Origin of the sequence: Profundibacter sp. (genome assembly GCF_965277155.1) — a bacterium.
In the GTDB taxonomy this organism is placed as follows: domain Bacteria; phylum Pseudomonadota; class Alphaproteobacteria; order Rhodobacterales; family Rhodobacteraceae; genus Profundibacter.
The window spans coordinates 20,941-34,237 of the sequence record NZ_CBDIBV010000014.1; the positions used below are offsets into that span (position 1 = coordinate 20,941).

At 56.6% G+C, this 13,297-nt stretch carries 12 protein-coding genes and 2 pseudogenes; 9 read left to right on the forward strand and 5 right to left on the reverse strand.

What is annotated here, in order from left to right; genetic code table 11:
- Nucleotides 1–57: 57 nt before the first annotated feature.
- Nucleotides 58–621: pseudogene (locus tag ACQY4M_RS20910) on the reverse strand (ATP-binding protein); the annotation flags it as partial.
- Nucleotides 618–926 (reverse strand): annotated as a pseudogene (locus ACQY4M_RS20915) (IS21 family transposase); the annotation flags it as partial. The pseudogenes ACQY4M_RS20915 and ACQY4M_RS20910, both read right to left, overlap by 4 nt.
- Nucleotides 927–1,182: 256 nt before the next feature.
- Between ACQY4M_RS20915 and ACQY4M_RS20920 the strand changes: the two are divergent.
- The 3 genes from ACQY4M_RS20920 (at nt 1,183) to ACQY4M_RS20930 (ending at nt 4,024) form a co-directional block, all read left to right on the forward strand.
- Complete coding sequence (locus ACQY4M_RS20920; RefSeq protein WP_428539227.1) at nt 1,183–2,226, forward strand: IS5 family transposase; 1,044 nt, start codon at nt 1,183–1,185, stop codon at nt 2,224–2,226.
- Between the two features lie 324 nt (nt 2,227–2,550).
- Complete coding sequence (locus ACQY4M_RS20925) at nt 2,551–3,225, forward strand: thiamine diphosphokinase (protein WP_428544470.1); 675 nt, start codon at nt 2,551–2,553, stop codon at nt 3,223–3,225.
- Complete coding sequence (locus ACQY4M_RS20930) at nt 3,218–4,024, forward strand: class I SAM-dependent methyltransferase (protein WP_428543398.1); 807 nt, start codon at nt 3,218–3,220, stop codon at nt 4,022–4,024. The genes ACQY4M_RS20925 and ACQY4M_RS20930 overlap by 8 nt, the downstream gene beginning before the upstream one ends.
- Here ACQY4M_RS20930 and ACQY4M_RS20935 read toward each other — a convergent pair.
- Nucleotides 4,021–4,923 (reverse strand): DMT family transporter, encoded by a 903-nt coding sequence (locus ACQY4M_RS20935; RefSeq protein ID WP_428543400.1) that lies wholly within the window; start codon nt 4,921–4,923, stop codon nt 4,021–4,023. The two genes, ACQY4M_RS20930 and ACQY4M_RS20935, sit on opposite strands and share 4 nt — an antisense overlap.
- A 113-nt stretch (nt 4,924–5,036) precedes the next feature.
- Nucleotides 5,037–6,200, reverse strand: a complete 1,164-nt coding sequence (locus tag ACQY4M_RS20940) for an NAD(P)/FAD-dependent oxidoreductase (RefSeq protein WP_428543402.1) — start codon at nt 6,198–6,200, stop codon at nt 5,037–5,039.
- Between the two features lie 74 nt (nt 6,201–6,274).
- Between ACQY4M_RS20940 and ACQY4M_RS20945 the strand changes: the two genes are divergently transcribed.
- On the forward strand, nt 6,275–7,462 hold the full coding sequence (locus ACQY4M_RS20945) for a winged helix-turn-helix domain-containing protein (RefSeq protein WP_428543404.1): 1,188 nt from the start codon (nt 6,275–6,277) through the stop codon (nt 7,460–7,462).
- A gap of 62 nt (nt 7,463–7,524) precedes the next feature.
- Here ACQY4M_RS20945 and ACQY4M_RS20950 read toward each other — a convergent pair whose 3' ends face one another.
- On the reverse strand, nt 7,525–8,901 hold the full coding sequence (locus tag ACQY4M_RS20950; RefSeq protein ID WP_428543406.1) for an L-serine ammonia-lyase: 1,377 nt from the start codon (nt 8,899–8,901) through the stop codon (nt 7,525–7,527).
- Nucleotides 8,902–9,138: 237 nt separating this feature from the next.
- Between ACQY4M_RS20950 and ACQY4M_RS20955 the strand changes: the two genes are divergently transcribed.
- The 5 genes from ACQY4M_RS20955 (at nt 9,139) to gor (ending at nt 13,284) form a co-directional block, all read left to right on the forward strand.
- On the forward strand, nt 9,139–9,486 hold the full coding sequence (locus ACQY4M_RS20955) for a hypothetical protein (protein ID WP_428548370.1): 348 nt from the start codon (nt 9,139–9,141) through the stop codon (nt 9,484–9,486).
- Nucleotides 9,487–9,641: 155 nt separating this feature from the next.
- Complete coding sequence (locus ACQY4M_RS20960) at nt 9,642–10,685, forward strand: IS5 family transposase (protein WP_428539227.1); 1,044 nt, start codon at nt 9,642–9,644, stop codon at nt 10,683–10,685.
- Nucleotides 10,686–10,750: 65 nt separating this feature from the next.
- Nucleotides 10,751–10,873 carry a hypothetical protein gene (locus ACQY4M_RS20965; RefSeq protein ID WP_428548373.1) on the forward strand — a complete coding sequence of 41 codons (123 nt, stop codon included), beginning with the start codon at nt 10,751–10,753 and terminating at the stop codon, nt 10,871–10,873.
- A gap of 239 nt (nt 10,874–11,112) precedes the next feature.
- A complete protein-coding gene (rpiA, locus tag ACQY4M_RS20970) occupies nt 11,113–11,901 on the forward strand; it encodes a ribose-5-phosphate isomerase RpiA (protein ID WP_428548376.1) in 789 nt (262 codons plus the stop codon).
- A 24-nt stretch (nt 11,902–11,925) separates the two neighbouring features.
- Complete coding sequence (gene gor, locus ACQY4M_RS20975) at nt 11,926–13,284, forward strand: glutathione-disulfide reductase (protein WP_428548379.1); 1,359 nt, start codon at nt 11,926–11,928, stop codon at nt 13,282–13,284.
- Nucleotides 13,285–13,297: the final 13 nt, after the last annotated feature.

Here is a 13,297-nt window from a genome sequence, read left to right on the forward strand (position 1 = left end):
CACCAACTTTCGGGCATTACTCACTGCCCGGCAGGGCATGTTACATGCCCGAGAGGGGATAATCAGCAGCTTGACCTTGGCCAACTGTCTTTGGCGGCGCAGCAGGTGCCTCTCGTCGCGAGCCTACATCAGTTCATTGACCAGTGCTGCGGTTGTGACAAACGCCACCGGCAGGCACATTTTGCAAGCCGCAAGGCCCAGCCCGAGGGCGATGTGGGTTTTCCCGGTGCCGCTGGGTCCAAGGGCAATGACATTTTACCTGCGCTCGATTATTACCGGCAGGCGATGCCTGCATCGCCGAGAGGCCAATCGCAACGGGCCAGTTCCAGCACCATCATTTTGTTCAGGGAGGGGATGGCTTTGAAGTCGAAGCTGTCTAGGCTTTTAGCGGCGGGGAATTTTGCGGATTTAATCCGGCGTTCTACCATTCTGCGCTCTCGGTCGATCAGTTCCAGCTCTGTCAGCCGGGCAACCCTCTCATCGCTGCCGGGCAGTGGATAACGCACATGGTCCAGCCCCTCCGCAGCACAGATGCGGGCCTGCTTGTCATGTTCGCGCAAAAACGTGGGCGCGCAGGGTTTTTAGGTGATGGGCGAGCAGCAGTTCGCGGGCTTTGCTTATGATGCACCCCCTTCTGACAGCAGGCCCATGTAGGATGACGCCGATGTCGTGGCGCCATTGGTTCGGGGCAGGAACGGATAGACATCCAGATCCAGCCGTGGTGGACGCCGTTCTACACGGCACAGAACCAGATTGATAGCGTCAAAGCTGACGGCTCCCATGCGCAGCGCATCCTTTATGGCCCCGTGCAGTTCATCCACATCAAAGCGTTCCAGCAAGCGCAGCATTTGCACATATTCCCGCTTCCCCGTCTTGCCCTGCCACGCCTCCAGAAGACGTTGAAGTGTGTCAAAGGCTTTTGGGAGCTGCTCTGCATCTGAGCTACGAACAGATTTTTGAGTTCTAGCCTGTCAGATACCACAAAACGCTGCTCGTTAATTCAAACCCCCATTTTGGAAGATTGAATCAGAAATCAAAACGGATGAGAATACTGCATGTCCACAGGCCCTAGATCATATCATACTTATTATTAAAGGGAACCTCTAAAAATCCCCCAAAATCCGGCCTGACGGGGTAGAATCGTCATCAGGATGAAAATGATTCGACCGACGGGGTTTTGTCATGGGTCAGATGGGATTTTTTGATCTTTCCAGCCGATACGCGGGACTGGACAAATCTGGTGATCCGCTGGTGTTGCTCAACGACATGGTGCCGTTCGAGGATTACCGGGACGAGCTGAAGGCCATATGGCGCACGCCGCCCGAACAGCGCAAATCCAACGCTGGCCGCCCGCCTTGGGATGAGGTGCTGATATTCAAGACGATGGTTTTGCAGCAGCTCTACAACCTCTCTGACGATCAGATCGAGTATCAGATCCGCGACCGCCTGTCGTTCATGCGGTTTCTCGGCCTTGGCATTGAAGACAGCGTACCTGACGCCAAGACCATCTGGGCCTACCGTGAAAGGCTGGCCGGGGCCGGGAAGATGAAGGAGCTGTTTGACAAGTTCGATGCCTTTCTGCGCGAAAAGGGCTATCTGGCGATGGGCGGGCAGATTGTTGATGCGAGCATCGTTCCGGCGCCGCGCCAGCACAACAAAAGGGACGAGAACGAGAAAATCAAGGCGGGCGAAACGCCTGAAGAGTGGGAGGAAAAACCCCACAAGAAGCGCCAGAAGGACGTGGATGCGCGCTGGACGAAGAAGCACGGCAAGAGCTATTACGGCTACAAGAACCACATCAATGTCGACCGGCGGCACAAATTCATCCGCGCTTATGATGTCACCGATGCCGCCGTGCATGACAGCCAGGCGCTTGCCGGTCTGATTGATGCGAGCAACACCTCATCGGACCTGTGGGCCGACAGCGCCTATCGCTCGCAAAAGATCGAAAGCGAGCTGGAAGAGCGGGGGCTTCACAGCCATATCCATCACAAGGGCAGGCGCGGCAAGCCGCTTGGCGAGCGCCAGCAAAAGGCCAACCGGAGGCGCTCGAAAGTGCGGGTCCGGGTCGAGCATGTATTCGCTTTTCAGGAGCGCTCCATGGGCGGCAAGCTGATCCGCTCCATCGGCCTGAAGCGGGCGCGATTTCGCATCGGGATGATGAACCTGGTCTACAACATGAAGCGCTTCGTCCAGTTCGAATGCGGCCTGGCGGCGCCGGGATAAGGGTTCATGGGGTGAGGTGTGCCTGAAATACCCAAAACCGGCTTGAAACCGGTGAAAATGGGTTTATGATCCGAAGCAATCAGGCGGGACAGGCGAAAAACCGTCCACCCCGCCGCGAAGAAGGCGAAAACGGGAATTTACAGAGGTTCCCTTAATATTTTACTCGCACGATTCATGACCTGCTCACTTCCGTATCGTCTTTTATATAATAGTCGCTGGATTTTCACTAGCGAATGGTTCTATTTGATGAACAAAACTAGGATTTTTTGGGTATTAATTCATGGCGGAAATGTGGTTTCTTCAACAAAATAGTGTTTATTAATGATGAATCCCCCAAATGTAGTGGTTAACCATGCTGTCACCTTGCTTGGTGCGGGGCGATCCATCCCTAAAGTTGTGAAACAGGCACTGTCATTTGCACCGATTCTTTTTGCGGCGGACGGGGGCGGCAAAGTGGCATTGGACATGGGATTAATGCCCGAAGGAGTGATCGGTGATCTGGATTCCCTGACGCCGGAAATTCAGCAGCAGTTACCGGCGGATAGGGTATATCGGTTCCCGGATCAGGATAGCACGGATTTTGACAAGTGTCTGCGCACTATTCACGCGCCGTTGATACTGGCAACCGGATTTACCGGACTGCGGCTGGACCATGAATTGGCCGCTTATAGTTCCCTGCTGCGTCATCCGGATCAGCGCTGCATTTTGCTGGGCGAGGTGGATTTGTGTTTTCTGGCACCTGAAAGGATGCGAATAGATTTGCCCGCCGGAACCCGTTTTTCGCTGTTCCCGATGGCATCCTGTGTGGCAAATGCCACGGGATTGCGCTGGCCGGTTGACGGGTTGATAATGGCGCCTGACGGGGTAATTGGCACTTCGAACGAGGTTACAACAGGGCAGGTCACATTACAGGTGTCAGAGCGCAAATTGCTGGTGATCCTGCCGCGCGTACATCTGGAGGCCGTGATCAAAGCATTGAAAGGGGTGATGAATGGATAATGATCGTGCGGTGGCGGTCGCGGCAAACCGGCGGGCGTGGAATGAATCCGCCGCGCGGCACAAGGCAGGAGAGCGTTGGGCGCAATTGGTTCAAGATGTGTCCAGGCCGGATTTTTCCAGCTTTGATAACACAATGACGGATGCGTTGCGCCGGATTGATCTGCGCGGAAAATCCGTGGTGCAGGTCGGATGCAACAACGGGCGCGAGGTGCTGTCGCTGGCATCCTTCGGGGCCAAACATTGTTTAGGGATTGATCAGGCAGAAGAGTTTATTGCCCAAGCCAATGAACTGAACCGCATTGCGGGGCAAGATTGCCGGTTCTTGCGGGCGGACATCTATGATCTGCCCGCAGATGTGCCGCAAGATTTCGATCTGGTTCTGGTCACCATCGGGGTGCTGAACTGGATGCCCGATCTGGCTGGATTCTTTCAGGCCGTCGCCGGATTGTTGCGCCAAGGCGGGCAGGTGTTGATCTATGAAACCCATCCGTTTCTGGAAATGTTCGAACCTATTGCAGATAACCCGTATCAGCTGGCCAATTCCTATTTTCGGGAACACCCTTTTATAGACACTGACCCGATTGTTTATGATGGCGTGAAAGATGGCAAAGTGACGCCGTCTTACTGGTATATTCACAAGATCAGCGATGTTCTGAACGGGTGTATTGCGGCGGGATTGCAAATTGTGCGGTTTGATGAATTTCCCCACTCCAACCGCGAGGTGGAATATGACTGTTACGAAGGGCAAGCCGCACAACTTCCGATGTGTTATCTGCTTGAAGCCCGCAAACCTGGCTAGGCGATCGAGTCAATCGCCAGCCGCCGTTCCCGCATCACGATATACAGGCCTGCGGCAACCGTGATTAGGATGCCGATGGCGGCCAAACCGTTCGGAAAATCCTTGAAGATCAACCAGCCGATCAGCGTGGCAAAGGGAATTTCAAGATATTGCACCGGCGCAAGGGTGGCCGTGGGGGCGAATTTCAGTGACCACGTCATGACCAGATGGGCCAATGTGCCCAGAATGCCGAGGATTGCGAGCAAAACCAGATCAGGATCGCTGGGGGTGATCAGGGTCAGGGCCGAGATATTGTAACCGGAAGTGGCCCACAGCACCAAGGCCAGCACCAGCAAGGCCATGCCGCCGCTGATAGCCTGCAATGTAACCGGATCCGATTTTGCGGTTAACTGGCGGGTGACGATCATAAATGCGGCAAAGGCCACAGCCACGATCAACGGAAGCAGCGCGGCATACCCGACATTGGCGAAACTGGGCTGGATCACCAGCAATGTGCCGACAAACCCGATGGCGCAGGCAATCAGGCGGTGCGGGCCGATGTGCTCTTTCAGGATCAGCCACGCCAGCAACAGCAACAGAAAAGGTTCGACAAAGGCAATAGCGACGGCTTCGGCCAGCGGTAGATAGATAAGCGACAGGAACATCGCGCCAATACCTATGATATGTAGGATAGAGCGCAGGAACAGCAGGCCAAGGGTTCGCGGGTCCATCCTGAGGTCGCGTTTTGTCAGCAGGACAATGGGCAGCAGGATCAGCACCTGGAAGGTAAAGCGGAAAGTGACGATCTGGACTACCGGCACGGTGCCGCCCAGCACTTTGGCCATAGCATCCGCAAAGGGGGCCATGACGCAGAAGGTGGCCATCAACAGGATGCCAAGAAGGGGGCGATCATTGTGCATTTGCCCACGCTAGAGAACATGGAGTGGGCGTGCAATTCCTGTTTTGGGGTTGCGCTGCCTTTGGCCGCGCCGCGGGTCCCTGCGGCGCAGATACTTGGAAAAAGAAGAAGGGGTCAGAAGAAGCCGCTAAACCGGGTCAGGGCAAACGGGGCGAGGGTTTCGGGGTATGTGCCGGTTGTGATCGCTTCGGCCATCAATTGGCCCAGCACAGGCGCAAGGGTGATGCCGCTGTGGGTGGCGATGATATGCAGGCCCTTGGCATCTGGCATGGGGCCGATGATGGTTTTGCCGTCGGTCGGGTAGGGGCGCACGCCGATGCCCAGTTTGCAGTCGTCTATGTCAATGGTGCCGGTTAGCTGCGGCAACACGGTATAAGCGCGGTCCAGCAGCAATTGCCCCATCTTGCGCAGGTGGTCCGGTGTCTGGTTGTCAATGATCATTCCGTCAATATCGTCCGAGGCGATTTTCAGCCCGCCATTGAATTCCGGCAGTATGTGCAATTCGTTTTTCGGCGCGGAATAATACATGTGGCGCAGCGGCGGGGCGGTTGGCAGGGGCGGGGTGGTCAGGATCAGTCCTGGCACCTTGTTCAGCGGGAACCGCGTGGCAAACCCGTCGTATCCGGTCAGGGTGCTAAGGGTGGTTGCCGTATCCTGACCGGTGGCCAGAATGATGTTGGCGGCGTGGAATGTGCCTTGGGTGGTGATCAGGCCGGTGACATCCCCCTCATCGGTTGCCAGCAGTTCGGTGGCAGCACAGTTTTCCAGCAATGTGCTGCCTTTCGCTGTCATTTGCTCCACCATGAAGCGGGTGAAATGCGGGGCATTGATGAGCAGGTCATCGGGGCTTAGCAGGGCCTCGGCGTCATCGGGGAATGTCATTTCCGGTTCAAGCTGGCGCAATTCGGTGTTGGAAATCCAGCGGTTGGCATAACCGAACGCCGTCAGGGCGCGGGCTTGTGTCTGCATCGCCTTATATCCGTCAGTATCGGATTTTGACACGACTTCCAGCGCACCGGTGGGGTTGATGCCCAGTGTTTCATTGCCGAATTCGTCTTGCAGGGCGTTATACCCTTTCACGCCGGCCGCGTTCAGATTGTGATAAGTCTTGTCCGTGGTTTTGACGCTGGCATTGGCCCAGGCAAAACTGTTGGCTGTGGTGCCGGTGGCGATTTTATCCCGCTCCAGAACAAGAACCTTTTGACCCTTGCGGGACAGGTGAAATGCGGTGGTGCAACCGATAATGCCACCGCCGATGATGATTGTGTCATATGTCATACGGCAGATAAAAACAGTTTGCTGTTTGGCGCAAGGGGCTATCGGAATTCTGTTTGGCAGGTCATATTGGCGTGATGGTATTTCAGATTAATAATCGCGATGCCCGCCGGTTGTGGCTGCAATCACTTGGGCTGGCAAAGGCACCGGTGGGGCAATCCGATGTGGTTGGGATCATCCGGCGGCTTGGATTTGTGCAGTTGGATACCATCCGCAATGTGGCCCGGGCGCATGACCATATTCTGTGGAGCCGTGACCAGACGTATCGCGAAGGCGGGCTGGAGGGGGTTTTGGCGGATGGCGAAGTATTCGAGCATTTCACCCATGATGCGTCGTGTCTGCCAATTGAAACCTATCCCTATTGGCAGCGGCAGTTCCGGCGCTATGCCCACAAGATGGCGAACCAGTCCTATTACAAAACGGCGATGAGATCGGCGGATATTGCGGCCATTCTGGAACGGGTCAGGCGGGAGGGGCCGCTTTCGACCCATGCGTTTGATACCAAGGCCAAGCCGAAAAAGGGGGTATGGTCACGCCCGCCGCATAAGGTCGAGCTGGATAAAATGTGGTATTCTGGGGTGCTTGCGACCTCGCACCGCAAGGATTTTACCAAGTTTTACGATTTGGCCGAGCGGGTTATTCCGGCAGATTTGCGCGAAGTGGTGCACTCGGACGAGGTGCAGGTAGACTGGTTGTGCCGTGCGGCTTTGACGCGGTTGGGGTTTGGCACGGTCGGGGATATTCAACGGTTTTGGGGCGCGATGAGCGCGGCGGAGGCGAAGGCTTGGGTGTCGGATGCAAAGCTGGCGCCGGTTCAGGTGCAGGCGCGGGACGGAAGCTGGCGCGAGGGTTTTGCGCTTGAGGATATCGAGGCGCGGATTAAAGCGGTTGAAACGCCGACATCAAGGTTGCGGATCATTAATCCGTTTGATCCGGTGGCGCGGGATCGGGATCGGCTGGCCGCATTGTTCGGGTTTGACTACAAGATCGAGATATTCGTGCCCGCGGCCAGGCGCAAATGGGGCTATTATGTTTACCCGCTGCTGGAAGGGGACCGGTTCGTCGGGCGGATTGATATGAAAGCAGATCGGGCCAAGGGGGTGCTGGTGGTGAAACAGGTCTGGTGGGAGGCCGGTGTTAGGGCAACGGATGCGCGTATTGCCAAGCTGGAGGCCGAGGTCGGGCGGATGGCGCGGTTTGTCGGGATGGATGATATCCAGTGGAATTGCGCCGCCTGCGGCGTCGCCCCAGGCGCGCGCCCCTGACGGGGCACGCTCTAGCCTGCGGCGCAGGTATTTGGGGCAAGAAGAAGAGGGGAGATTACCCGCTAACAATTCGGGATATTCACCGCCAGCCCGCCAAGGGATGTTTCTTTGTAGCGTTCACTCATATCCACGCCGGTCTGGCGCATGGTTTCGATGCAGGAATCCAGTGGCACCAGATGACGGCCATTGCCACGCATCGAAAGCGAGGCGGCAGAGACGGCTTTGATGGCACCCAGCCCGTTTCGTTCAATGCAAGGCACTTGCACCAGACCTTTGACGGGATCGCAGGTCATGCCCAGATGGTGTTCCAGCGCGATTTCGGCAGCGTTTTCCACCTGTAGCGGGGTGCCGCCCAATACGGCGCACAGCCCCGCTGCCGCCATCGCCGAGGCCGAGCCGATTTCGGCCTGGCAGCCACATTCCGCACCGGAGATCGAGGCGTTGTGTTTGATCAGACCACCAATGGCACTGGCGGTTAGCAGGTATTCGGGGATGCGGGACACCGATGCACCCGGCACATGATCCAGCCAATAGCGGGCCACCGCAGGCACGACACCCGCCGCGCCGTTGGTGGGGGCGGTGACGACTTGGCCACCGGCCGCGTTTTCCTCGTTCACCGCCATAGCATAGACGCACATCCAGTCGTTGATAGTGTGGGGTGCTGTCAGGTTCAGGCCCGCTTCGGCCTGCAAGGATTGGTGAATGTCATGGGCGCGGCGTTTAACGTTCAGCCCGCCGGGCAGGATACCCGCAGTGGACAGGCCGCGATCAATACAGGCGTTCATGGCCTCCCAGATGCGGGCCAGCCCTATATCGAATTCGCCAACACCCATATGGCTCAATTCATTGGCGCGTTTCATATCGGCAATGGTTTTGCCGCTTTTGGCAGCCATATCCAGCATCATTTGCGCGGTTTCGAACGGATAGGGGCGGGTGGCATCGCGGGCGTCCAGCACCGGCTCAAGCGCCTGTTCCGCTTCGGTCACCACAAAACCGCCGCCGATGGAATAATAGGTTTCCTGCAACACCACATCTCCCTGTGCATCGGTCGCCATCAGGATCATGCCGTTCGCGTGGCCGGTCAAGGGGTGGTCGTAGTCGAAAACCAGATCGCGTGCGGGGTCGAATTTCAGCGGGGGTAAGCCTTGGGGCCGGACCTGTTTTTGTGCTTTGATGCCTGTCAACGCCGCTTCGGCTTGAACTGCATCGTATGTTTCTGGCACAAACCCCGCCAACCCCAGAATAGTGGCGCGGTCGGTGGCGTGGCCAACGCCGGTAAAGGCCAATGATCCATGCAAGGAGGCCCGCAAGCCCTGCGCCTGAAACGGCGAGGCGCGCAGCAGGTCCAGAAACCGGCCAGCCGCCACCATCGGCCCCATCGTATGGGAGGACGAGGGGCCGACCCCCACCTTGAACATGTCAAATACGCTTAGAAACATCCGCGCCGCTTCCTTTGTTTGTCTTCGCAAAGGTCATGAACGCATAAGGCGGCGGCAAAGCAAGTCCAAAAACGACGAGGCGGCGGGGGGAAGCGGTGTTTGCTGTTCTGGGACCGTGCCGGATTGGCAAATATGTTTACACCGTTGCCGTCCGCTATTGAAAAAACTGCATAAAAGCGCAAATGTTATGAGGCTTGCTGTCAGTTCAGTATTTCACCCAGAAAGGGTACTGTATCTATGAAACCTTCTTTCCTGCGGATAGCCGCCCCTGTTTTCGTTGCATCCATGGCGTTTAGCGCCCTGCAAGGGGCCGCGCAAACGGCGATAGATTCGGTTGTTTACAAGATTCCGGAAAATGTAATCAAGGAAATACGAAGGGATCCGGAACGGGCGATACAAACGCTGATGACATTTGCGTTTTCGTGCAATGATGACGGTATTGTCACCGAAAAATGTTATACGACCGTCCGTTCGATAGAAAAGGCGCAGAGGCGGGTAAGGCAGGCAGAATTTCTTTTGTTCATGGACCTGAACGCGGACGGGTCGGTTACACTGGCCGAGCTTAAGGCCTACAATCGCACCTAGGAACCAAGACGGCAATCCCAGAATACGTTGGCCTTTTTGGAGGCTGATACAAACGAGGATAATATATTGGGAACCTCTAAAAATCCCCCAAAATCCGGCCTGACGGGGTAGAATCGTCATCAGGATGAAAATGATTCGACCGACGGGGTTTTGTCATGGGTCAGATGGGATTTTTTGATCTTTCCAGCCGATACGCGGGACTGGACAAATCTGGTGATCCGCTGGTGTTGCTCAACGACATGGTGCCGTTCGAGGATTACCGGGACGAGCTGAAGGCCATATGGCGCACGCCGCCCGAACAGCGCAAATCCAACGCTGGCCGCCCGCCTTGGGATGAGGTGCTGATATTCAAGACGATGGTTTTGCAGCAGCTCTACAACCTCTCTGACGATCAGATCGAGTATCAGATCCGCGACCGCCTGTCGTTCATGCGGTTTCTCGGCCTTGGCATTGAAGACAGCGTACCTGACGCCAAGACCATCTGGGCCTACCGTGAAAGGCTGGCCGGGGCCGGGAAGATGAAGGAGCTGTTTGACAAGTTCGATGCCTTTCTGCGCGAAAAGGGCTATCTGGCGATGGGCGGGCAGATTGTTGATGCGAGCATCGTTCCGGCGCCGCGCCAGCACAACAAAAGGGACGAGAACGAGAAAATCAAGGCGGGCGAAACGCCTGAAGAGTGGGAGGAAAAACCCCACAAGAAGCGCCAGAAGGACGTGGATGCGCGCTGGACGAAGAAGCACGGCAAGAGCTATTACGGCTACAAGAACCACATCAATGTCGACCGGCGGCACAAATTCATCCGCGCTTATGATGTCACCGATGCCGCCGTGCATGACAGCCAGGCGCTTGCCGGTCTGATTGATGCGAGCAACACCTCATCGGACCTGTGGGCCGACAGCGCCTATCGCTCGCAAAAGATCGAAAGCGAGCTGGAAGAGCGGGGGCTTCACAGCCATATCCATCACAAGGGCAGGCGCGGCAAGCCGCTTGGCGAGCGCCAGCAAAAGGCCAACCGGAGGCGCTCGAAAGTGCGGGTCCGGGTCGAGCATGTATTCGCTTTTCAGGAGCGCTCCATGGGCGGCAAGCTGATCCGCTCCATCGGCCTGAAGCGGGCGCGATTTCGCATCGGGATGATGAACCTGGTCTACAACATGAAGCGCTTCGTCCAGTTCGAATGCGGCCTGGCGGCGCCGGGATAAGGGTTCATGGGGTGAGGTGTGCCTGAAATACCCAAAACCGGCTTGAAACCGGTGAAAATGGGTTTATGATCCGAAGCAATCAGGCGGGACAGGCGAAAAACCGTCCACCCCGCCGCGAAGAAGGCGAAAACGGGAATTTACAGAGGTTCCCTATTAACGATCACCGAGGTAATGCAGTTTGCAGATAAACGTATCGCCAAACAGGGGCGGATGATAAGCGGCAGGGTTGTTGACGGGATTATGAGCATGGATATTGATGGTGATGGCAAGGTCACTACGCGAGAGTTGGTCGAGGTTGTCAAAGCGGTTTCCGGTTAACCTGTTGGCTGTTTCCCGGTTCGGGAAAACTGTTAATTGCTTTAATTCCCCCTCGCCGTGGCTGCCCTGATCCCGTATAACCCTGCCAACAACTGGGGAGTCGCATATTATGACCGGAGAATTATCGCCAATCGACAAGGCCAAATTTGTCGCGGCCAAACGGGCTGTGGAATATGTCGAGGATGGCATGCGTGTCGGGCTTGGCACTGGATCGACTGCTGCGTGGATGGTGCGCTGTCTGGGCGAAATGGTTCGCGAGGACGGCTTGAAAATCAAGGGCGTGCCTACATCCACCCGAACCGCCGATCTGGCGCGTCAGGTCGGGATCGAGGTGATCTCGCTGGACGAGGCAAAGTGGCTGGATGTCACCATTGACGGCACGGATGAATATGACGGCAATCTGAACCTGATCAAAGGTGGCGGTGGTGCGTTGTTGCAGGAAAAGATCGTTGCGACGGCCTCGGATATGATGGTGGTGATTGCCGATATTTCCAAACGGGTGGAAACGCTGGGTGCTTTCCCGCTGCCGATCGAGGTGATCCCCTTTGGCTTGCAGACCACGCAGGCGCTGGTCGAGGAAACACTGGTCAGCATGGACGTGCTGGGCAACAATGTGACCCTGCGGATGAATGGCGATGTGCCTTTTGTCACGGATGAAGGGAACCACATTCTGGACCTGCATCTGAACCGCATCGGCAACCCGCGCCAATTTTCGCTGGTGATCAACCAGATCCCCGGCGTGGTGGAAAACGGGCTGTTCATCGATATTTGTGACGCGGTTGTGATCGGATACGGGGATGGCAGGGTCGAAGTGCGGGATATAAATGCAGGCACGGTACAAGAGGATCGTATCGACTTTGTCGAAAACGAAAACCTGTTCACCGATCTGACCGACTAGGCTTTTTAAAAGGGCGCGAGCATTATGAAATTTGACTATGATCTTTTCGTCATTGGCGGCGGCTCGGGCGGGGTGCGCGCGGGGCGTCTGGCGGCAAGCGAGGCAGGCGCCAAAGTGGCGCTGGCCGAAGAATACCGCATGGGCGGCACCTGTGTTATTCGCGGGTGTGTGCCGAAAAAGCTGATGGTGTTTGCTTCGGCCTATAGCGGGGCCAATGCGGACGCGCGCGCCTATGGCTGGTCGGATGCCAGCATCGGCACGTTTGACTGGCCGCATTTCAAGGCCAAGCTGGACGCTGAACTGGACCGGCTGGAAAATATCTACCGCACCAATCTGGCCAAGGCAGGGGTCGAGATTTTCAATGCTCGCGCTGAAATGGTGGATGCACATACCGTCAAACTGTCAAGCGGCGAGACTTTTACCGCAAAACACATCCTGATTGCGGTTGGCGGGCGTCCCTTCACGCCGGATTTTGAAGGTTCGGACCTGACGATCACATCAAACGACATCTTCAAGCTGGAAAAACTGCCCCGTTCCATTCTGATCGTCGGGGGCGGATTTATTGCCTGCGAATTTGCCTGCATTCTGAACGGGCTGGGCGTGGAAGTGACGCAATTCTATCGCGGTGCGCAAATCCTGCGTGGTTTTGATGACGAGGTCCGCGGCCATGTCGCCGATCTGGTGCGCGAACGGGGGGTGGACCTGCATGTGGGCACTGATGTGATGAAGATCGAAAAGGATGATCAGGGGCTGTGGGTTAAATGCACCACCGGTCATGACCACCATTTCGATGCGGTGATGTATGCCACCGGACGGGTGCCCAACACCGATCATCTGGGACTGGAAAACACCGGTGTTGAGCTGGGCCGCAAGGGTGAGATCATCGTTGATGATTATTCGCAAACCGCTGTGCCCTCGATTTACGCGGTGGGGGATGTGACCGACCGGATCAACCTGACACCGGTTGCGATCCGCGAAGGGGCGGCCTTTGTCGATACCGTGTTCCACGGAAAACCGACCAAGGCCGATCATGAACTGGTCGCTAGCGCCGTCTTTACCCAGCCCGAACTGGGCACCGTCGGCATGACCGAGGAAGAAGCGCGTGAAGCGGAGCCGATCGAGGTTTATTCCGCCACCTTCCGCGCCATGCAGACCGGTTTTGCCGAACGCGAGGATCGGGTGATGATGAAACTGATCGTGTCACAGGCCACCCGTGTGGTGCTGGGCTGTCATATCGTGGCCGAAAATGCGGGTGAAATGATCCAGCTGGCGGCGGTTGCTGTCAAGATGGGGGCGACGAAAGAAGACTTTGACCGCACTGTCGCGGTTCACCCGACAATGACCGAAGAACTGGTGACAATGAAGGTGCCAACCCGCAGGTAGTGTCGCGAGTTTG